Here is a 19,858-nt window from a genome sequence, read left to right as displayed (position 1 = left end):
GAGATTCGTGTCCACAGTCGAGGAACCGATCCACATACTCTGGATCAACGCCGGTCTGAGCTGCGACGGGGACTCCGTCTCGCTCACCGCGGCGACGCAGCCGAGCATCGAGGACATCGTGCTCGGCGCCCTGCCGGGTCTGCCGAAGGTCAGCGTGCACTGGCCGCTCATCGACTTCGAATCCGGACCCGAGCAGGGCGCCGACACCTTCATCGAATGGTTCCGCAAGGCCGATCACGGCGAGCTGGACCCGTTCGTGCTGGTGGTCGAGGGCTCCATCCCGAACGAGGACCTCATCACCGGCGAGGGCTACTGGTGCGGTTTCGGCAACGATCCGCAGACCCACCAGCCGGTACCCACCAGCACCTGGCTGGACCGCCTTGCGCCCAAGGCACTCGCCGTGCTCGCGGCGGGAACCTGCGCGACCTACGGCGGCATCCACGCCATGGCGGGGAATCCGACCGGCGCGATGGGGGTCCCGGACTATCTGGGCTGGGACTGGAAATCGAAGGCGCAGATTCCGATCGTGTGCGTACCGGGCTGCCCGGTGCAGCCGGACAACCTCTCGGAGACGATCACCTATCTGCTTTACCAGGCCAGCGGCCAGGCTCCGATGATTCCGCTGGACGAGCAGCTCCGACCACGCTGGCTGTTCGAGGCGACCGTGCACCAGGGTTGTGACCGCGCCGGCTACTACGAGGAGGGCCAGTTCACCACCGAATACGGAACCCCGCAGTGCCTGGTGAAGCTCGGCTGCTGGGGGCCGGTGGTGAAGTGCAACGTCCCGAAGCGGGGCTGGATCAACGGGGTGGGCGGCTGCCCGAACGTCGGCGGCATCTGCATCGCCTGCACCATGCCCGGTTTCCCCGACCGTTTCATGCCGTTCATGGACGAACCACCCGGCGCCCATGTGTCGGCAGCGGCCAGCAGCGTGTACGGCGCGGTCATCCGCAGGCTCCGCGCCATCACGGCGCGCAAGGCCGACATCGAACCGCACTGGCGGCGCCGGGATGGCCACGCGCCCCAGCACGCCGAGGACTCGCGGGAGAAGGTGCTGGCATGACAACCACCTCGGAGCACAGGGAAACCGAAGCCCGAGGCTCTGACTCCCATCTGCTGGAGATGTCATGGGACCCGATCACCCGCATCGTGGGGAGCCTCGGCGTCTACACGAAGATCGACTGGCCGGCCCGGCGGGTCGTCGAATGCCACAGCACGTCATCGATCTTCCGCGGCTACAGCATCTTCATGAAGGACAAGGACCCACGGGACGCGCACTTCATCACCAGCCGGATCTGCGGTATCTGCGGTGACAACCACGCCACCTGCTCCGTTTACGCACAGAACATGGCCTACGGAGTGAAGCCACCACACCTCGGAGAATGGATCATCAATCTCGGCGAGGCCGCCGAGTACATGTTCGACCACAACATCTACCAGGAGAACCTGGTCGGTGTGGACTACTGCGAGAAGATGGTCGGCGAGACGAATCCCGAGGTTCTGGAACAGGCCCGGCGCACCGAGTCACCCAACGCGGACCAGCACGGGTACCGCACCATCGGCGACATCATGCACGCGCTCAATCCCATCGAGGGCGAGTTCTACCGGGAGGCCCTGGCGATGAGCCGGGTGACCCGGGAGATGTTCTGCCTGATGGAGGGGCGCCATGTTCACCCGTCCACGCTTTATCCGGGCGGGGTGGGAACCGTCGCGTCCGTGCAGCTGTTCACCGACTACCTCACCCGGCTGATGCGCTATATCGAGTTCCTCAAGCGCGTCGTCCCCATGCACGACGACCTGTTCGACTTCTTCTACAAGGCCCTGCCGGGCTATGAGGAGGTCGGCCGGCGGCGGGTGCTGCTCGGCTGCTGGGGCTCGTTCAACGACCCGGCACACTGCGACTTCACCTACCGGAACATGGCCGACTGGGGCCGGCACATGTTCGTCACCCCGGGCGTGATCGTCGACGGCAGGCTGGTCACCAACGACCTGGTCGACATCAACCTCGGCATCCGCATCCTGCTGGGCAGCTCGTACTACGACGACTGGGCCGACCAGCCGATGTTCGTCACCAACGACCCGCTGGGAAACCCGGTGGACCGCCACCACCCCTGGAACCAGCACACCATCCCCCATCCGGGCCGGCGCGACTTCGACGACAAGTACTCGTGGGTCATGTCGCCGCGCTGGTTCGACGGTATGGACCACCTCCCCCTCGACACCGGCGGTGGCCCGATCGCCCGGCTGTGGAGCACGGCGCTGTCCGGGCTGGTCGACATCGGCTACGTACGGGCCACCGGCAGCAGCGTCCAGATCACCCTGCCGAAGTCGGCGACGGTCGGTGAGCGGACCTTCGAGTGGATGATCCCCCGGTGGAGCAACGCCCTGGAACGCAACCGGGCACGCACCTACTTCCAGGCCTACGCGGCGGCCTGCGCGGTCTACTTCGTCGAGCAGGCCCTCGCCGAGGTCCGCGCGGGCCACACCCGGACCTGGGAGCCGTTCGACGTCCCGCAGGACGCCGTGAGCTGCGGTTTCACCGAGGCAGTGCGCGGGGTGCTCTCCCATCACATGGTCATCCGGGACGGGCGCATCGCGAACTACCACCCGTACCCGCCGACGCCGTGGAACGCCAGCGTGCGCGACGTGTTCGGCACCCCCGGCCCGTACGAGGACGCGGTGCAGAACACGCCGATCTTCGAGAAGAACCCGCCGGAGTCGTTCAAGGGGATCGACATCATGCGCACGGTCCGCAGCTTCGACCCGTGCCTGCCATGCGGTGTGCACATGCACACCGGCACCGGACGAACCCTGGAGGTGCTGCACACCCCGCACGCCTTCACCCCGGCCGGATGAGCACGTGATGACAGCGACAGCGACCACCGCGGACCCTCGCGACCCCGTGAACCCGCACGACCTGAACCCGCACGACAGCACGGACCCGCGTGACACCGCGGCCCGTGTCGACGCTCTGCTCGCCAGGATGGAGCAGCTGGGAGACAGCCGGACGCGGGTGCTCGCGGAAGAGATCGTCAGAGCACTGATGGAGTTCTACGGCGCCGGCCTCGCCCGCGTCACCCGGATCGCCGACGCGGACACCGTCCGGCGGCTCGCGGCGGACCCTCATCTGGGTCCCATGCTGGCGATGCACGGCCTGCACCCCGTCAGCACCAACGACCGGGTGGAGCAGGCGCTCGACCAGATCCGGGCGCGGCTCGGCGACCGGACCCCCGTGCTGGCGGTGACCGGCCCGGCCGACGACCGAGTGGTCACCGTCCGGGCCGACGGTCAGCCGACCAGCCCCACGGTGATCGCCGCCGTCGAAGGCGCCGTCGCCGCGCTCGCACCCGAGGTCGGCGTCGCCGTCGAGGGGGAGCATCTCGCCGGCGACCTCGCCGCAGGACGTCCCCTGCTGCCCGTCGTCGGCGTGAGCGCGGCGGGCACGGCTGACCGTGCCAGCAGGGCGGGTCGGGCGGGCACGCCATGACGGCCCGCACCCTGCGCCGCTTCCTCGCCGGGAACCTGGGCCGCGCCATGACCCGGTGCGAGTTCTGCGGTGAGGCGGTCACCGACGAACACGGTCACGGTCACGTCGCGGATCTGGCCTCCAGGTCCATCCTGTGCGCCTGCCCCGGCTGCCGGCTGCTGTTCACCCCCACCGGAGCCGGCGGCGGGCGCTACCGCGCGATACCGACCCGATACCACTTCGCCCCCAGTTTCGCTGCCGGCCCGCGGCTGCTGGCCGCGGCGGGGATCCCGGTGGGGCTGGCGTTCTTCGTGATCCACGACGGAACGGTCAACGCCTTCTACCCGAGCCCCGCGGGGGCGACGCACTGCGAGCTGCCCGCCACCCTGACACCACAGGACCTCAACCTCGACGACCCCGGCGGCCCCGGCACCGGCACCGACCGCGCAACAGGCGGACCGGTGTGGCGGCCTGAGCCCGAGGTCGAGGCGGTACTCGTCCACGTCACCCGCGACGGCCAGGCGGGGTACCTGCTGCCGATCGACGCCTGCTACCGGCTCGTCGGCGACCTGCGGCTGCACTGGCGGGGATTCGACGGCGGCGCCGACGCCCGCGCCCACCTCGCGGCCTTCCTCGCCGACGCCCGGCACCGGGCCGGGGCCGCGCCCGCAGCTGCGGCCAGCGCTGCGGATGCGGCCAGCGCTGCGGCTGCTCCCATGACTTCGGCTGTGGGAGGCGCACGATGGCCGACCTGACCTTCACCTGTGTCGAGGTCACGCCGCTGCGGCATGCCGCGGCGCCGACGCTCCGGTTCGTCCTGCGGGTCGAGGAGCACAGCGGTGAGCGGATGCACGCGCTGGCGCTCCGCTGCCAGATCCGCATCGAGCCCGGCGCGCGTCGCTACGACGACGCGGAGGCGCAGGCGCTGACCGGGCTGTTCGGAGCCGGCCCGCCGCATCCGATCCAGTTCGCGATGGTGTCCACGATGGTTCCCGGCTTCACCGGGAGCGCGGACGTCGAGCTCGCCGTGCCCTGCAGCTACGATCTTGAGGTCGCCTCCGGCAACTACTTCCAGTCGCTGCGAGGCGGGGTGATCCCGCTGCGTCTGATGTTCAGCGGAACCGTCTTCGGGGTGGGCCCGCACGGGCTGCGCGTTGAGCAGGTGCCCTGGCGTCTGGAGACCACCTGCCGCCTGCCGGTGGCCACCTGGCGCGAGCTGATCGACGCCTACTTCCCCGGCTCGGGCTGGCTTCGCCTGGATCGCAGCACCGTCGACGCGCTCGCGCGCTACCGCCGCGACCATGCCATCGCGACCGCCGACGCCGCGATCATCTCGCTGCTGGCCGGGGAGGACCGATGAGACCGCCGGACCGGACCAGCACCGATGCGGCCATCAGTGACCATGCCGGTGGTGGGACGTCCGCACCCGTGCCCGGCGACGATGATGCGCTCGGCTTCCTGTCCGCCGCGGCGCGGGCGCTGTCGGACACCGTCCTGTACGAGGGCTACCTGCTCTACCCCTACCGGGCCGATGCGCTGAAGAACCAGCAGCACTGGCAGTTCGGGGTGCTGATGCCCCCGTCGTTCGCCGGCGCCGGCGCCGGCAGCGGCGAGCACAGCAACGCGCACACCGAGTTCCTCCTCGACGGCGGCCCGGACGCCCGGCTGACAGTCGCGATCCGATGGCTGTGGGAGCACGACGGAGCCCGCGGCGAGGCGGCCACCGCCCTGCGGATGCGCCTCGCCGACATGCTTGATGAGCCGGCACGCCGAGAACTCACCTACACGCCACCGCAGCCGACGCCGTCGACGCCCGCGGCGCGCGGCGAGCTGCTGCTGGACGCCCAGCGGCTTCCTGGCCCCTACGGGGGGTTCCGAATCCGCGCGACCGTCCGCAACATCTCCGCCGGCGAGCCGCCGGGCGCGCCGGACGCCGCCGCCGGAGCGCGGGACGCGGCGTTGGGGGCCGCGTTCATCGGGCTGCAGCTGGTGGCCCACGTCGCCCCGGGGGAGTTCCTGTCGCTGGCGGACCCGCCCGAATGGGCGGCGCGGGCCGCGGCTGACTGTGCCAACGAGCGGCTGTGGCCCGCTCTGCTGGGCCGGCCCGGCCGCAGCGACACGCTGCTGGCGGCACCGATCATCCTCCCGGACGACCCTCATCTCGCCGCGGAGAGCCCGACCTCCTTCTGCGACGCCACCGAGATCGACGAGATGCTCGCCCTGCGCACGGCGACCCTGACCGAGACCGAGCAACGCGACGCCCGGGCGGGTGACCCGCGGGCGGCCGAGCTCCTGGACGCCGTCGCGGAGCTTGCGCCGGCGATGGTCGAGAAACTCCACGGCCGCACCCGGATCGCCGGCTCCGACCCGGCTCGTGCCACCCCGTCCCCGCCGCGGGCCCCGTCCCCGCAGCTGGTGGAGGGCGCCGCGGTGTGGGTCCGGCCCCGCCGCGGGCGGACCGACGCGCAGGACATGTTCGTCGACGGCGCCGCCGCCACCGTCGCCGCGGTGCTGCACGACCTCGACGGACGAACCCACATCGCGGTCACCCTGGACGAGGATCCGGGCGCCGACCTGCGCCGGGAGTTCGGCCGCTTCCTGTATTTCAGCCCGGACGAACTGGAACCGAGATGAACCCGCCCACGCTGGTCGCCGGAGTGGGCAACGTCCTGCTCGCCGATGACGGTTTCGGCGTCGAGGTGGTGCGCCGTCTGCTCGACGTCGGCCCACCGCCGGGCGTCACGGTCGCCGACTACGGGATCAGCGGCATGCAGCTCGCCCTCGACCTGTGTTCCGGGTACGGAGCTGTGGTGCTCGTCGACGCGCTCGGGCGCGGGCACCCGCCGGGGACGGTCTCGCTGCTGGATCTGGGCGGCGCGCGGGAACCGGTCGGCTTCGACGCGCACGGGATGCGGCCGGACGCCGTCCTCGACCTGGTCGCCACGCTCGGCGGCCACCTCGACCGCGCCCTGTTGGTCGGCTGCGAACCGGCCATCGTGCATCCCCAGATCGGGCTGTCCGCGCAGGTGGCAGCCGCCGTGGAGCCCGCGGCCCGGCTCGTCCGCTCCGTGGTCGAGGATGTGGCGGCGTCGGAGGAGGCCCCGGAAACACCCGCGCATTCGTACTCGCACTCGAACTCGAACTCGAACTCGCGAAGGAGCTGATCATGTCGCACTGGATACTGCTCGCCGCCGCGACGGCCGGCCTCGGCGCCGTGGCCGTCACAGTGACCCCTGACCTGCGGCGCTACCTAGATTTCAGCCGGATGTGATCCGGCATGTGCCTTGGCATCCCAGGCGAGGTCGTGGAGATCCGCCCGGACCGCCCGGACATCGCGACGGTGGATGTCAGCGGCGTGCGGCGGGCGATCAACATCGGCCTGCTCGACGCCACCCCGCCCCGGCCGGGTGACTGGGTCCTCATCCATGTCGGCTTCGCGTTGTCCCTGATCGACGAGGCCGAGGCCCGGGCGGCGCTGGAGTTCCTCACCGGCATCGGGCGGGCCTACGACGACGAGCTGGCGGCGCTGCGCGCATCGGCCATCGACTGAGCCTTCTCAGGCGCACTGAACGTCGGCCGACCAGCGAGGAAGGAGGGGAAGCTGATGCGCTTCGTCGACGAGTACCGAGACGCCGACACCGCGCGGGCGCTGTCGGCCCGGATGGCCGACCTGTGCGAGCCCGGGCAGGCCTACGCCTTCATGGAGGTGTGCGGCGGGCATACCCACACGATCTACAAACACGGTCTGGAGGACCATCTCCCGCCGGAGGTCAGCCTGGTGCATGGCCCGGGCTGCCCGGTGTGTGTCATCCCGATGGGCCGGGTCGACGATGCCATGCACATCGCCCGTCAGGACGGCGTCATCATGACGTCGTTCGGCGACATGATGCGGGTTCCGGGCAGTCACGGCTCGTTCTTCGACGCGAACGCCGAGGGCACCGACATCCGGATGGTCTACTCCCCGCTCGACTCGCTGAAGATCGCGCGGGCGAACCCGGACCGGCGGGTCGTGTTCATGGCGATCGGCTTCGAGACGACGACACCGTCCACCGCGCTGACGGTGCTGCGGGCGGCCGCGGAAGGCCTGGAGAACTTCTCCGTCTTCTGCAACCACATCACGATCGTGCCGGCTCTGCGGGCGATCCTCGACTCCCCCGACGTGCGCCTGGACGGATTCGTCGGCCCCGGGCACGTCTCGACGGTCATCGGCTGCCGGCCGTACGAGTTCATCCCGCGCGACTACGGCAAGCCGCTGGTCGTCTCCGGCTTCGAGCCGCTGGACATCCTGCAGTCCATCTACCAGCTGCTCCGTCAGCTCCGCGACGGTCGGTGCGAGGTCGAGAACCAGTACACCCGGGTGGTCGCGGCCGAGGGCAACCCGGTGGCGCTCGCCGCCATCGACGAGGTCCTCGAACCGCGGCCGGACTTCGAGTGGCGCGGGCTGGGACGCATTCCCTGGTCGGCCATGCAGGTACGGGAGCGGTTCGCGGCCTTCGACGCCGAGCGGATCTTCGCGCCACCAGGTGCCCGGGTCGCCGACCCGAAGGCCTGCCAGTGCGGCGAGGTCCTGACCGGTGTGATCAAGCCGTGGGAATGCCGGGTCTTCGGCACCGGCTGCACCCCGGAGACCCCGATCGGGGCATGCATGGTCTCCCCCGAAGGGGCCTGCGCGGCCTACTACAACTTCGGGCGCCTGCGCCACCGCGGCACCACCCCCCAGTGTGGGGATGACGTCGGCTCCGATCACCCCAGGAAGGATGACCCCAGGAAGGCGGTGGCCCGGGTATGACGGCGGTAGACCGGGGCGCGTCCGGAGTCCTCGACCGGGTCGAGGCCGCTCGGCGCCGGCGCCCCAAGCTGCGCGACACCCACATCACCTCGGCGCACGGCGCCGGCGGCAAGGCCACGGCGACCCTGGTCGACGCGGTCTTCCTTGAGGCACTGCGCAACCCGCTGCTCGAACCGCTGGAGGACGCGGCGGTGTTCGCCGCCGGCACCGAGCGCCTCGCCCTGACGACGGACTCGTTCGTCGTCACGCCGCTGTTCTTCCCCGGCGGCAACATCGGGGATCTCGCGGTGAACGGCACGGTCAACGACCTGGCGGTGGCCGGGGCCCGCCCGTTGCACCTGGCCTGCGCGGTCATCCTCGAGGAGGGCATGGACATCGCGGACCTGCGCCGGATCGTGGCGTCGATGGCCGAGGCGGCGACGCGCGCGGGCGTGTCGATCGTCACCGGGGACACGAAGGTCGTCCAGCGTGGCCGGGCCGACGGCTGCTACATCACCACAACGGGCGTCGGACTGGTCGATCCGGGGCTGCACCTCGGGGCGTCACTGGCCCGGCCGGGGGATGTCGTCGTGGTCACGGGGCCGATCGGCGACCACGGGATCACGGTGCTGCTGGCCCGCGGGGAGCTTGACCTCAGCGCCGACCTCCGCTCCGACACCGCCCCGCTGTCAGCCCTCACCGCACGCCTGCTGGCAGCCGTCAACGCGCAGGGCGGTGACGGCACGCGGGACGGTGGCGGCGCACCGGGCGGCGGCGCAGCAGGTGGCGGCGCAGCAGGTGGCGGCGTGCGGGCGATGCGGGACGCGACCCGCGGTGGCGTCGCGACGATCCTCAACGAGGTCGCGAAGGCGTCCGGTGTCGGGGTCGTCGTCGACGAGGCCGCGGTGCCCGTCCGCACCGAGGTGCGCGGTGCCTGCGAGCTGCTCGGGCTCGACCCGCTGTACGTCGCGTGCGAGGGCAGGATGGTGGTGATCGTCGCCCCGGAGGCGGTCGACGCCGCGCTCGCGGCCCTGCGTGCGGACCCGCTCGGCGCGCAGAGCACGGTGATCGGCCGGATCGTCGACGACCCGCCGGGAACGGTGCTGCTCAACACGGCGTTCGGCGGCACCCGCATCGTCGACCTGCTGGTGGGCGACCCGCTGCCGCGGATCTGCTGACCGGGCGGTCGCGCGGTGCACGAGCTCTCCGTCACCGTCGGCCTGGTCGACATGGTCGTCGACCGGCTGCCCGCGGACGTCCGGGTCACCAGGGTGGCGCTGGAGATCGGCCGATTGTCCGGGGTGATGACCGAGCCGGTGCGGTTCTGCTTCGATCTGGTCGCCGCCGGCACACCGCTGGCCGGCGCGCGGCTGGAGCTCACCGAGCCGGTCGGGCGGGGTCACTGCCGACGATGCGGGCGCGACGTCGACCTGCCCGACCTGCTCACGCCGTGCCGGTGCGGCAGCCACGAGATCGACCTGACCGGCGGTGAGCAGGTCCGGATCGTCGCGGTCGAGGTGGCGGACGTCGAGGCGGCCGATGAGGTCGAGGTGGCCGATGAGGTCGAGGTGGCCGATGAGGAGGTGGGCTGATGTGTGGCACCTGCGGGTGTGACCGCACCGACGAGTCGGCACACGAGACCGGCCCCGGCGCCGGCGCCGCGACGCGGATGCTGCGGCTGGAGCTGGACGTGCTGGCCCGAAACGACGAGACCGCCCGGGAGAACCGGGCCTGGCTGGCGGCGCGGCGGACAGCCGCCGTCAACCTGATGAGCTCTCCGGGCTCGGGGAAGACGACGCTGCTGGAGCACACGATCCCCGGTCTCACCGGGGCCGTCGAGTGCGCGGTGATCGAAGGCGACCAGGAGACACGGCTGGACGCCGAGCGCATCCGCGCGACCGGAGCGCCGGCGGTCCAGGTGAACACGGGCACCGGCTGCCATCTGGACGCCGCTTCCGTCGGCCGGGCGCTGCGCGAGCTCGACCCGCTGCCCGGCCCCGGCCGTCTCGACCCGCGGCGCGGCGCCCTCGATCCGCACCGGGGCTCCGTGGTGCTCATCGAGAACGTGGGGAACCTGGTCTGCCCCGGACTGTTCGATCTCGGTGAGACGGCCCGGGTGGTGCTCACCTCGGTCACCGAGGGCGAGGACAAACCGACCAAGTACCCGCACATGTACCGGGCCGCGGATCTGATCCTGCTGACCAAGGTCGATCTGCTGCCCTGGCTGGCCTTCGACGGGGATCAGTTCACCGACGCGGTGCGGCAGGTCAACCCGTCCGTCCGGGTGCTGGCGGTGTCCGCGAACGACGGGGCCGGGCTTTCCGACTGGTTCTCCTGGCTGCGCGCACTGGCGACGGCCGCCTGACCGAGGCTGATCCCGCCGTCGTTGCAGGGCACCCGCGCATGGGTCAGCACGGTGAAGCCCGATCGGGCCAGGCCGTCCTCGATCTCCCCGGCGAGCCGCACGTTGGCGAACACGCCGCCCGACAGGGCCACGGTGCCGGGCTCCGTTCCGAACAGCCGCTCCCGCAGCGCCACACAGGTGTCGACGGTGAGCCTGGCCAGGGTGGTGTGGAAACGCGCCGCGATGACCTCCGAGGTGGTCCCGGCGCGCAGGTCCGCCACGACGTCCCGGACCAGCCCGGCACCCGACAGGATCAGGGCGTCGGTGCCCGGTGCTCCCCCGACTCGTGCGCCCCGGGCCAGTGCTCCCCGGCCTGCCCCGGACGGGTAGGCGCCGTGGTCACCGGGTGCGGCCAGCTGTTCCAGCTCGATGGCGGCCTGCCCCTCGTAGCGGATCGTGTCGCGGACGCCGACCAGCGCGGCGACCGCGTCGAACAGCCGCCCCACGCTGCTGGTCCGCGGCGCCAGCGGAGTCGGCGTGGGCGGTGTGTCCGGCGTTGCCAGCGTCGACGGCGTCGCCGGCGAGGTGGCCGAGCACGCGCGGGCCAGGCTGGTCACCGCGTCCCACCACGCCTCGTTGCGCCGCGCCACCCCGAGCCGCTCCGCGTCGTCCACCCCGGCGGCCTGCAGGTAGGCAGCCGCCATCCGCCAGGGTGCGCGGATCGCCGCCGCCCCGCCGGGCAGCGCCACCGGCTCGAAGTGGGCCACCCGGGTGAAGCCGGTGAGGTCGGCCCACAGGAACTCCCCACCCCACAGGGTGCCGTCGAGGCCGAAGCCCAGACCGTCGAACGCCACCCCCAGCACGGGCCCCCGCTGCCCGTTGTCGGCCAGGCAGGAGGCGATGTGCGCATGGTGGTGCTGGACGCCGACGACGGGCAGTTCCTGCTCCAGCGCCCACTTGGTGGACAGGTACTCCGGATGCAGGTCGTGCGCCACCAGCTCCGGCCGGATGTCGAACAGCCTGCCCAGATGCTCGATGGCACCGGCGAACGACCGCAGGGTCGCCGGGTTCTCCAGGTCACCGAGGTGCCCGGACAGGTACGCGCGCCGCCCCGCCGCCAGGCAGACGGTGTTCTTCAGCTCCGCTCCGCACGCGAGCACGGGCCGGGCGACGTCCCAGGCCAGCGGCACCGGCTCCGGCGCATAGCCGCGGGACCTGCGCACCACCGCCTCGCGGCCGCGGACCGACCGGGTGACCGAGTCGTCCAGGCGGGTGTGGATGGCCCGGTCGTGCAGGAGGAATCCGTCCGCGACCCGGCCGAGCCCGGCGAGGGCCTCGTCGTCACGGAACAGGATCGGCTCGTCGGAGATGTTGCCGCTGGTGAGCACGATCGGACCGGGCAGGCGCCCGAGCAGCAGGTGGTGCAGCGGCGTGTAGGGCAGCATGATCCCGAGCGTCCGGACCCCGGGGGCCACCGACGGCGCGACGCACGAGGACGTCCCGGCACCGTCGGGTGCGTTGGGCGGTGCGGGCCGGCGGTCGAGCAGCACGATCGGGCGGCGCCGGCCGGTGAGCAGCCGGCGGGCGGTCTCGTCGACGACGCAGAGCCGCTCCACATCGGCCAGATCCCGGGCCATCAGGGCGAACGGCTTGCCGTCGCGGCGCTTGCGGCGGCGCAGCTGGGCGACCGCCGCCTCGTCGGCGGCGAGCACGGCCAGGTGGTACCCGCCGAGGCCTTTGACCGCCAGGATCCCGCCGGCCCGCAGCAGCGCCGCTGCCTGGTTCAGGGCGTTGTCGGACGGCCCCTGGCCCGGGCGGGTGGTGGGACGGATCCCGGCCCCGAGGCGGAACCCCGGCCCGAGGCGGAAGTCGGGGGTCAGCCAGAAGCCGTGCGCCGGCCGGAACTCCAGCGAGGGCCCGCAGTCCGGGCAGCACACCGGCTGGGCGTGGAAACGCCGATCGGCCGGGTCCTCGTACTCGGCCCGGCAGCGGTAACACATCCGGAACGGCGCCATCGTCGTGGCGGGCCGGTCGTAGGGGACGTCCACGATGATCGTGAAACGCGGCCCGCAGTTCGTGCAGTTGATGAACGGGTACTGGTAGCGCCGGTCGGCCGGGTCGGCCAGCTCGCGCAGGCAGTCCGCGCAGGTGGCGCTGTCGGCGCAGACCTGCGTCCGCGGCCCGCCCCCGTCGCGCGCCGGATCGCTGGCGACGATGCGGAAGCCACCCCCCGGTTCCGCGGAACCGGGGCCGGCCGAGCCGCCGAGGTGGTGGTCGGTGTGGTCGACGCACTCCGTGACGTCCACGGTTTCGATCTCCGCGAGCGGCGGGGCCTCCTCCCGCAGCGCGGTCAGGAACGCGGCGACGTCGGCGCCGTCACCGTCCAGCTCGATGTGGACGCCCTCGCTGTCGTTACCGACCTCGCCGCGCAGCCCCAGCCGGGTGGCCAGCCCGTGAACGAAAGGGACGGAAGCCGACCCCCTGCACGATTCCGGTCACGTCGACCCTGACATGCTCTCGTGCCGTCATTTCCCGAGTGTCACTCAGACCACTGACCGTCGCCCGTCGGGCTACTGGCTGTCGCCCATCGGGTGTCCGAAGGTGTCCTCGAAGACCAGCTCGGCGACGGGGCGGCGGCTCAGCCGGCGCGGGAAGTCCGCCTCCGGGTAGCCGACCGCCAGGTGCGCCGCGGTGACGTACCCGGGCGGGATCGCGAGCAGCTCGGCCACCGCGGGCTCGTCCGCGACCAACAGCGTGGTCAGGGCGCTGGCGACACCCTGGCCGCGCAGCGCGAGGCAGAGGTTCTGCACGATCGGGTAGACCGACGCCCCGCCGACGATGCTGAGCCGGCCGAGGTCGGTGTCGGTCGGATGCAGCGCCGCCAGCTCCACGCAGACCACGATGAGCACCGGCACCTCGCCGAGGTGTTGCACGAAGTGATCCGTGTCGGGCGGCGGGGTGAGCCCACGCTCCCGCAACGCCGCCAGGTAGAGCTGCCAGCGGGCCCGGTACAGGCCCGCCAGCGCCGCGCGGCGCTCCGGATCGCGCACGACGACGAACCGCACCGGCTGCCGGTTCCCGCCCTGCGGCCCGAACCGGGCCGCGTCGAACGCCTCGACCAGGACGTCGTCAGGCACCGGGTCCGGCCGGAATCGGCGGCAGGTCCCCGTGGTGCGCATCGCGTGGGTCAGCTCCATGGGCGGATCCTGGTCGAAGGAGACGTCCACCTTCTGGAAGCTCTTGAACTGCTCGGCCTGCGCGTACGCGGTGTAGACGCGCCGGTCCGAGTCGGTCAGGACGACGTCGTCCGTGAACGGCGTCAGCAGCGCGCGCGGGTACAGCCGCCCGACCCGCACGGTGTTGATCTCCATCGCGAACACGATCACCACGGCGAGCAGGTACAGCCAGGTCACCAGGCCGAGCACCAGGGCGAACAGCCCGTACACCTGGGTCCGGCCCTGCAGCTGGTACTGCAGGAGATAGGTACCGGCAGACTGGAGCAGCTGCCAGCCCACGGCGGCGATCGCCGCCCCCGGCAGGACCTGGCGGAACGACACATCCTTGACGGTGAGCAGCTGAAACGCCACGAGGACCAGGCCCGTGTTCCCGATGAGACCGAGCACCACGGCCAGCACCTGCAGGCCGACCCCGAGGCCGGTCCCCAGGTCGCTCGCCCGAGTCGTGATCGCCGAGAGCACGGTCGTCAGAAGCACACCGAGGCCGAGCAGACCGATCAGGCCGAAGCTGCGCACCCGTGCGAAGAACGGGTTCGGTCGGGACCGGCGCGGGACCGCCCACACCGTGTCCAGCGCGTTGCCGACCGCACGGGCCACACCGAGGCTGCCCCAGATGCTGCCGAAGACGCCGATCGCCACCGCGGCGGCACTCCCCCGCAGCGCGTGGACGTCGTTGCGCAGCTGGTCACCGATGATCGGGAACTGGCTGAGCGCGGAGCTGACCACCTGCTCCTGCAGGTCCGGGTGCCCCGCCAGCACGAAACCGAGGCAGGTGGTGAGCAGCAGGAGCAGCGGGAACAGGGAGAGGAAGCCGTAGAAGGCGATCAGCGCGGCCAGGTACCCACCCTGGTCCTCGGTGAACTTGTAGACGACCGCGAGCGGGAACGCGACACTCGGCCGGCTCTGCTGCGCACGGTCCAGACGCGCGCCGAGGGCCACCCTGCGCCTCCTCGTCTCGGCGCGCCACCCGCACGCCCTCCGGAGAATCTGGACCGACATCCGCGATCGTAGGGATGACCCACGCGGAAGTATCTCCCAGGGCGATGAACCCAGGCCTGTCCTGGCGACGACAGCGCCAGCCTGCAAGAGCCGGTCCGGCTCCGGCGTCAGGCGTCCCGGCGCTCTGCCAGGAGCAGGGCCGGGGCCAGCGCGACCGTGGCGTAACCGGCGAGGAGCACGGCGGAGGCGAGCATTCCCGGATGGGGATCCGGCTGCAGGGTCGTCAACGAGTCGGCCAGGCCGAGGAAGGTGTAGCGGCCGGCGTCCTCCCGCAGCGAGCTCGGGAACACCGCGGGCAGCGCGCTCATCACCACGAAGGTCACGAACATGAACACCGAGATCGCCGCCCCCGTCCTGCGTACCGCTGCGCCGACCGCGAAACCGAACACCGAGATGAACGTCGTGTAGGCGACGATGCCGAGCAGAGCCTTCCAGGCGCCGCCGTCACCCAGCCCGATCGAGAGCCCGTCCGGGTAGGCAGCCTGGGTCAGGAAGAACGTTCCGACGGTGAGCACCATGGCCACGGTCACGACCACCGCGAGCAGGACGGCGAGCTTCGCCGCCAGCAGACGGCGCCGGTGCGGGACGGTCACGAGGGAGCCGCGGATCTGACCGGTCGAGTACTCCGAAGTGATCGTCAGCGCCCCCAGCACGCCGAAGGCGAACTGGGCCAGCAGCACACCGCTCAGCGGCTGGAGCGGATCGAAGCCGCCCTCGGCAACCTGCCAGGCCCTGGGCCTCGCCGCGGCGTCGGCCGGGTCGGTCGCCATCGCCGTCAGCAGCCCGAACACCGGCACCAGCAGCGCCGCGGCACCGAGGCACCACCAGGTCGACCGCACCGACACCAGCTTGATCCACTCTGATCGCAGCACGAACCTGATCACGATCGAGCCTCCTCCCGCGCACGAGGCGCGCGGTAGTCGACGGACTCACCGGTGAGTGCCAGGTAGGCCTCCTCCAGGGAGGACCGGCGCTGGGCCAGATGCGTGACCCGGACACCGGCCGCACGCAGCAGCTCACCCGCCTGATCGGCGTCGAGGCCCCGGACGACCAGCCCGCTCTGGTCGGCGGCGACGTCACCGCCGGCTTCGGCGAGCAGGCCCACCACCGTGCCGGTGTCCGGCTCGGGCACGCGCAGTTCGAGCAGGCCCGTGGCGATCAGCTCGCCGATGGGAACGTCGGCGAGCAGCCGGCCACGGCCGATCACGACGAGGTGATCGGCGGTGTTCTGCATCTCGGCCATCAGATGAGACGAGACGAAGACCGTCCGCCCCTGCGCGGCCAGGTCGCGCATCAGCGTGCGCGCCCACTGGACGCCCTCCGCGTCGAGCCCGTTGACCGGCTCGTCGAACAGCAGCACGTCGGGATCCCCGAGCAGGGCCGCGGCGATGCCGAGTCGCTGTCGCATGCCCAGGCTGAACCCGCGAATCCGGCGGCCGGCCACCGCGCTCAGGCCCGCCAGCTCCAGGCAGGCGTCGACCCTGCGATCACCGATGCCGCCCGCCGCCGCGATCGCCCGCAGGTGCGATCGGGCCGAACGACCCGCGTGCACCGCCGAGGCATCCAGCAGAACGCCGACCCGGGTGATCGGCCGCGCGAGCTCGCGCAGCGGCAGGCCGGCGATCAGTGCCCGGCCCGCGGTGGCCCGGTCGAGGCCGAGGATCAGACGCAACGTGGTGGACTTGCCCGCGCCGTTCGGCCCGAGGAACCCGGTGACGCGACCTGGCTGGACGGTGAAGGTGAGCCCGTCGACGGCCGCGACCGCGCCGTAGCGCTTCACCAGTCCGGTTACTTCGATCATGTTCTACCTCCTTGCCAGCACGGTCGCCGATCCGGCACCCGGCCCGCTTCCGCCCACGGTGCCGATCACGGTTCCGACCGTGGTAGGAGGTGTTCCGCGCTCGGAGCAGCTACCGTCGCGGTGTGATCGAGCTGCGGCCGTGGCACTGGGTGGCCCTGGACGCGGTCGCCATCGTGCTGCTCGCGGTGATCGCTGCCGATGGCGACCACGAGCCCGCTCTGATCCCGGCCCTGCTCCTGGTCACGGCGCCGATTCTGCTGCGCCGCAGGTACCCGGTACCCGTCCTGATCTGGACGAACGCCGTCACCTACCTGTACGTGCTCGAACTGGACACCACCATGCAGGCCGCCGCCTGGATGCTGGCCTCGTATTCGGCAGCCGTCCGGTCGAGGCGCGCGGCCGTCGTCACCGGGTTCGCCACCTGGCTGCTCGCCCAGGCGATCGTGCTCACCCAGGACGGCATGACCCCGCTCCAGCTCGTGGCGGTCCCGCTGATCGTCGCGGTGCCGCCGTGTGTGCTCGCCGAGACCGTCCGCCAGCGCCGGGTGTGGATGACCGCCTTCGCCGAGCAGCAACGCCGTCGGGCGGAAGCCGAGGCCGAGGGCCGGCTCGTCGCCGAACGCCTCACCATCGCCCGCGAGCTCCACGACGTCGTCGCCCACGGGGTGACCCTGATGACCGTCCAGGCCGGCATAGCCCGCCTCCGGTCAGCGCCCGACGATCCCCTGCACGAGGTGATGAACACGATCGAGCAGACCGGCCGCCTCTCTCTCGAGGAGATGCGTCGCCTGATGAGCGTCCTGCGCGGGGACGACACCGACGGTCTGGCACCTCAGCCCGGCCTGGCCGACCTGGGTGATCTGGTGGCCGCCGCCTCGGCCGCCGGCCTGCGCACCGAGCTGATGATCCACGGGTCCCCGGTCGCGCTCGCCGCAGGTGCCGACGTGGCTGCCTACCGCATCGTCCAGGAAGCGCTGACGAACGCGGTCAAGCACGCCGCCACGAGATCGGCAACCGTCGAGATCGCCCACGAGGCCGACGGTGTCCGCATGCGCGTCACCAATCCGGGCCCCGCCGCCGCCGACGGCGCGGGCGCCGAAGGCCAGGGCATTCCCGGCATGCGAGATCGGGCGCACCTCCACGGCGGCACGCTGACGGCCCGGCCCGAGCCCCAGGACACCTGGCGGGTGGAAGCCTGGCTCCCCTATCCGGCCGTGCCAGGCGGGTCCCGTCGATGATCCGGGTCATGCTCGCCGACGACCAGGCCCTTCTACGGGTGTCGCTGGCGGCGCTGCTGAACACGGAACCGGGGATGCAGGTCGTCGGCGCCGCGAGCAACGGCGCCGAGGCCGTGCGCATGGCCGCCGAGATCCATCCCGACGTCGTCCTCATGGACGTCCGCATGCCCGGGGTCAACGGCATCGACGCCACCCGCAGGATCACCGCGCGGCCGGCGACCCGCGTCATCATCCTGACCTCGTTCGACCTGGACGAGTACGTCTTCGCCGGGCTGCGGGCGGGTGCCAGCGGCTTCCTCCTGAAGGACGCCCCGCCCGAGGACCTGCTGACCGCGATCCGCGTTGTGGCGGCCGGCGACGCCCTGCTCAGCCCGGCGGCCACCCGCCGTCTCATCGACCGGTTCACCGCCACGCCCCCGGCCGACGGGAACGCCCCCGAGCCCAGCCCGTCCCGTCTGCTCCTGAACACGCTCACCGATCGCGAACGGGACGTCCTCACCCGGGTCGCCAGGGGAATGTCCAACGCCGAGATAGCCGCCGACCTGGTCCTGGCCACCAGCACGATCAAGACCCATATGACCAACCTGCTGGCCAAGACCAGCTCGCGGGACCGCACCCAGCTGGTGATCTTCGCGTACGAATCCGGCCTCACCAGCTGAAGCCACCAGTGGTGGGCCGCACATGCGGTGGGCCGGCGGTGGAACCGGAGCCCGCGGGCACACGGGCACGCAGGCCCGCAGGCCCGCGGCGGATCAGGTCGCCGGGATCGCCCTCATAGGATGACGCCGGCAGCGAAGATCCGCCGTAGCCGGAGCCGACGGGAGTGCCCTGTGCGAGAGATCGCCGTGTTCAGCGGAAGTGCGCACCACCAGCTCGCGGAGGAAGTCTGCGGCCATCTCGATGTTCCGCTCTCGCCGGTCCGCGTCGACCGTTTCGCCAACGACTGCCTCGAAGTACAGCTGCAGGCGAACTGCCGTGAGCGGGACATCTTCATCATCCAGCCGCTGATCAAGCCCGTTCAGGAGAACCTGGTCGAGCTGCTGCTCATGCTCGACGCGGCCCGCGGCGCCTCCGCCGCCCGGATCACCGTCGTCATGCCGCACTACTCCTACGCGCGGTCCGACAAGAAGGACACACCGCGGATCTCGATCGGCGGCCGGCTCGTCGCCGACCTGCTGGTCACCGCCGGCGCCAGCCGCATCCTCGCGATGACCCTGCACTCACCGCAGGTGCACGGCTTCTTCAGCGTCCCGGTCGACCACCTGCACGCGCTGCGCGAGCTCGCCCAGCACTTCCAGCGAAACGACCTGTCGAACACGACCGTCGTCTCCCCCGACCTCGGCAACGCCAAGGAGGCGGCGCGGTTCGCCCGGCGCCTCGGCGTGCCGGTCGCGGCCGGCGCCAAGCAGCGCTTCGCCGACGACCGCGTCGCGATCAGCGCCGTCATCGGCGACGTCGCGGGCCGCGACATCATCATCCTGGACGACGAGATCGCCCAGGGCAGCACCGTGCTCGAACTGCTGGAGCGCCTGCGCGAGATCGGCGTCGGGTCCATCCGGGTCGCCTGCACGCACGGTCTCTTCGCGAACGGCGCGCTCAAGCGCATCGGCGACCAACCCGACGTCACGGAGATCGTCTGCACCAACACGGTCCCCGTGCCGGCGGCCGACCAGTTCTCCAAGCTCACCGTGCTGTCCGTCGCCCCGGCGCTCGCCGACGCCATCCGCCACATCCACAACGGCGAATCCGTCAGCGCCCTGTTCGACTGATGGGAGCTGACGGGTCGGCGTAGAGGCAGGCTCGGTTCCGGTGGCCGCCAGGGCTTCCCTCGTAGTCGATCGGCAGGTCCCTGGGGCGCTAGGAGCCTGCCACGGTGGTGGCGGAGTTGGAGTAGCCCGCCTCACCGTTGCTGTTACTCGACCGGACCCGAAACTCGTAACTGTGGCCGTTGACCAGGAGCTTGACGGTGTTACAGGTGCCCTCGACGGGATACGGCAGACGTACCC

The 19,858-nt window shown here is 71.5% G+C and carries 19 protein-coding genes and 1 pseudogene; 16 read left to right on the top strand and 4 right to left on the bottom strand.

Features of this window, described 5'->3' with window-relative positions; translation table 11 throughout:
- Window positions 1-7 precede the first annotated feature (7 nt).
- The 13 genes and pseudogenes from AWX74_RS22435 to hypB all read left to right on the top strand — a co-directional run.
- The gene (locus AWX74_RS22435) at window positions 8-1,063 is read left to right on the top strand and encodes an NADH-quinone oxidoreductase subunit B family protein (RefSeq protein WP_091280362.1); all 1,056 of its coding nucleotides are present in this window, start codon (window positions 8-10) and stop codon (window positions 1,061-1,063) included.
- Window positions 1,060-2,856, top strand: a complete 1,797-nt coding sequence (locus AWX74_RS22430; RefSeq protein WP_091280360.1) for a nickel-dependent hydrogenase large subunit — start codon at window positions 1,060-1,062, stop codon at window positions 2,854-2,856. Before AWX74_RS22435 ends, AWX74_RS22430 begins: the two co-directional genes overlap by 4 nt.
- Before the next feature lie 7 nt (window positions 2,857-2,863).
- Complete coding sequence (locus AWX74_RS22425) at window positions 2,864-3,487, top strand: hypothetical protein (RefSeq protein ID WP_226930751.1); 624 nt, start codon at window positions 2,864-2,866, stop codon at window positions 3,485-3,487.
- The gene (locus AWX74_RS22420) at window positions 3,484-4,221 is read left to right on the top strand and encodes a DUF5947 family protein (RefSeq protein ID WP_091280357.1); all 738 of its coding nucleotides are present in this window, start codon (window positions 3,484-3,486) and stop codon (window positions 4,219-4,221) included. The genes AWX74_RS22425 and AWX74_RS22420 overlap by 4 nt, the downstream gene beginning before the upstream one ends.
- Complete coding sequence (locus tag AWX74_RS22415) at window positions 4,209-4,826, top strand: DUF6084 family protein (protein ID WP_091280354.1); 618 nt, start codon at window positions 4,209-4,211, stop codon at window positions 4,824-4,826. The genes AWX74_RS22420 and AWX74_RS22415 overlap by 13 nt, the downstream gene beginning before the upstream one ends.
- Entirely contained in the window at window positions 4,823-6,100 is a 1,278-nt protein-coding gene (locus tag AWX74_RS22410) for a hypothetical protein (RefSeq protein ID WP_091280351.1), read from the top strand. The genes AWX74_RS22415 and AWX74_RS22410 overlap by 4 nt, the downstream gene beginning before the upstream one ends.
- A complete protein-coding gene (locus AWX74_RS22405) occupies window positions 6,097-6,630 on the top strand; it encodes a hydrogenase maturation protease (RefSeq protein WP_091280348.1) in 534 nt (177 codons plus the stop codon). Before AWX74_RS22410 ends, AWX74_RS22405 begins: the two co-directional genes overlap by 4 nt.
- 2 nt (window positions 6,631-6,632) lie before the next feature.
- Entirely contained in the window at window positions 6,633-6,737 is a 105-nt protein-coding gene (locus AWX74_RS42580) for a DUF6893 family small protein (protein ID WP_397311275.1), read from the top strand.
- Window positions 6,738-6,743: 6 nt separating this feature from the next.
- Window positions 6,744-7,016, top strand: coding sequence for a HypC/HybG/HupF family hydrogenase formation chaperone (locus AWX74_RS22400; RefSeq protein ID WP_006538162.1), 273 nt, complete (start codon window positions 6,744-6,746; stop codon window positions 7,014-7,016).
- Between the two features lie 54 nt (window positions 7,017-7,070).
- A complete protein-coding gene (gene hypD, locus AWX74_RS22395) occupies window positions 7,071-8,255 on the top strand; it encodes a hydrogenase formation protein HypD (protein WP_091280344.1) in 1,185 nt (394 codons plus the stop codon).
- On the top strand, window positions 8,252-9,412 hold the full coding sequence (hypE, locus tag AWX74_RS22390; RefSeq protein WP_091280340.1) for a hydrogenase expression/formation protein HypE: 1,161 nt from the start codon (window positions 8,252-8,254) through the stop codon (window positions 9,410-9,412). Before hypD ends, hypE begins: the two co-directional genes overlap by 4 nt.
- A gap of 15 nt (window positions 9,413-9,427) precedes the next feature.
- Complete coding sequence (locus tag AWX74_RS22385) at window positions 9,428-9,826, top strand: hydrogenase maturation nickel metallochaperone HypA/HybF (protein WP_091280337.1); 399 nt, start codon at window positions 9,428-9,430, stop codon at window positions 9,824-9,826.
- Window positions 9,826-10,521 (top strand): annotated as a pseudogene (hypB, locus tag AWX74_RS22380) (hydrogenase nickel incorporation protein HypB); the annotation flags it as partial. The gene AWX74_RS22385 and the pseudogene hypB, both read left to right, overlap by 1 nt.
- On the opposite strand, the gene hypF reads toward hypB, so the two are convergent.
- From hypF to AWX74_RS22360, 4 genes are all read right to left on the bottom strand, one after another.
- A complete protein-coding gene (gene hypF / locus AWX74_RS22375) occupies window positions 10,476-13,010 on the bottom strand; it encodes a carbamoyltransferase HypF (protein ID WP_397312995.1) in 2,535 nt (844 codons plus the stop codon). The pseudogene hypB and the gene hypF overlap by 46 nt on opposite strands.
- A 138-nt stretch (window positions 13,011-13,148) precedes the next feature.
- Complete coding sequence (locus AWX74_RS22370; RefSeq protein ID WP_091280329.1) at window positions 13,149-14,753, bottom strand: YhjD/YihY/BrkB family envelope integrity protein; 1,605 nt, start codon at window positions 14,751-14,753, stop codon at window positions 13,149-13,151.
- A 167-nt stretch (window positions 14,754-14,920) separates the two neighbouring features.
- A complete protein-coding gene (locus AWX74_RS22365; RefSeq protein ID WP_114476409.1) occupies window positions 14,921-15,697 on the bottom strand; it encodes an ABC transporter permease in 777 nt (258 codons plus the stop codon).
- The gene (locus tag AWX74_RS22360; protein WP_091280321.1) at window positions 15,694-16,614 is read right to left on the bottom strand and encodes an ABC transporter ATP-binding protein; all 921 of its coding nucleotides are present in this window, start codon (window positions 16,612-16,614) and stop codon (window positions 15,694-15,696) included. The genes AWX74_RS22365 and AWX74_RS22360 overlap by 4 nt, the downstream gene beginning before the upstream one ends.
- A gap of 89 nt (window positions 16,615-16,703) precedes the next feature.
- Here AWX74_RS22360 and AWX74_RS22355 point away from each other — a divergent pair, with 89 nt between their 5' ends.
- The 3 genes from AWX74_RS22355 (at window position 16,704) to AWX74_RS22345 (ending at window position 19,621) form a co-directional block, all read left to right on the top strand.
- Complete coding sequence (locus AWX74_RS22355; protein ID WP_165615733.1) at window positions 16,704-17,852, top strand: sensor histidine kinase; 1,149 nt, start codon at window positions 16,704-16,706, stop codon at window positions 17,850-17,852.
- On the top strand, window positions 17,849-18,511 hold the full coding sequence (locus tag AWX74_RS22350; RefSeq protein WP_091280312.1) for a response regulator: 663 nt from the start codon (window positions 17,849-17,851) through the stop codon (window positions 18,509-18,511). The genes AWX74_RS22355 and AWX74_RS22350 overlap by 4 nt, the downstream gene beginning before the upstream one ends.
- A 171-nt stretch (window positions 18,512-18,682) precedes the next feature.
- A complete protein-coding gene (locus tag AWX74_RS22345; RefSeq protein WP_091280309.1) occupies window positions 18,683-19,621 on the top strand; it encodes a ribose-phosphate diphosphokinase in 939 nt (312 codons plus the stop codon).
- Window positions 19,622-19,858 lie beyond the last annotated feature (237 nt).

This window comes from Parafrankia irregularis, assembly GCF_001536285.1.
GTDB classification, from domain to species: domain Bacteria; phylum Actinomycetota; class Actinomycetes; order Frankiales; family Frankiaceae; genus Parafrankia; species Parafrankia irregularis.
The sequence above is the reverse complement of the archived record's forward strand: the minus strand, read 5'-3'. Positions and strand labels throughout refer to the sequence as shown.

What these genes read in the sequence shown, in the direction of transcription:
- hypE (WP_091280340.1), top strand. Translation starts at nt 8,252, where the DNA reads ATGACGGCGGTAGACCGGGGCGCGTCCGGAGTCCTCGACCGGGTCGAG.
- AWX74_RS22425 (WP_226930751.1), top strand. Translation starts at nt 2,864, where the DNA reads ATGACAGCGACAGCGACCACCGCGGACCCTCGCGACCCCGTGAACCCG.
- AWX74_RS22350 (WP_091280312.1), top strand. Translation starts at nt 17,849, where the DNA reads ATGATCCGGGTCATGCTCGCCGACGACCAGGCCCTTCTACGGGTGTCG.
- AWX74_RS22405 (WP_091280348.1), top strand. Translation starts at nt 6,097, where the DNA reads ATGAACCCGCCCACGCTGGTCGCCGGAGTGGGCAACGTCCTGCTCGCC.
- AWX74_RS22360 (WP_091280321.1), bottom strand. Translation starts at nt 16,614, where the DNA reads ATGATCGAAGTAACCGGACTGGTGAAGCGCTACGGCGCGGTCGCGGCC.
- AWX74_RS22410 (WP_091280351.1), top strand. Translation starts at nt 4,823, where the DNA reads ATGAGACCGCCGGACCGGACCAGCACCGATGCGGCCATCAGTGACCAT.
- AWX74_RS22430 (WP_091280360.1), top strand. Translation starts at nt 1,060, where the DNA reads ATGACAACCACCTCGGAGCACAGGGAAACCGAAGCCCGAGGCTCTGAC.
- AWX74_RS22415 (WP_091280354.1), top strand. Translation starts at nt 4,209, where the DNA reads ATGGCCGACCTGACCTTCACCTGTGTCGAGGTCACGCCGCTGCGGCAT.
- AWX74_RS22420 (WP_091280357.1), top strand. Translation starts at nt 3,484, where the DNA reads ATGACGGCCCGCACCCTGCGCCGCTTCCTCGCCGGGAACCTGGGCCGC.
- AWX74_RS22400 (WP_006538162.1), top strand. Translation starts at nt 6,744, where the DNA reads ATGTGCCTTGGCATCCCAGGCGAGGTCGTGGAGATCCGCCCGGACCGC.
- AWX74_RS42580 (WP_397311275.1), top strand. Translation starts at nt 6,633, where the DNA reads ATGTCGCACTGGATACTGCTCGCCGCCGCGACGGCCGGCCTCGGCGCC.
- hypD (WP_091280344.1), top strand. Translation starts at nt 7,071, where the DNA reads ATGCGCTTCGTCGACGAGTACCGAGACGCCGACACCGCGCGGGCGCTG.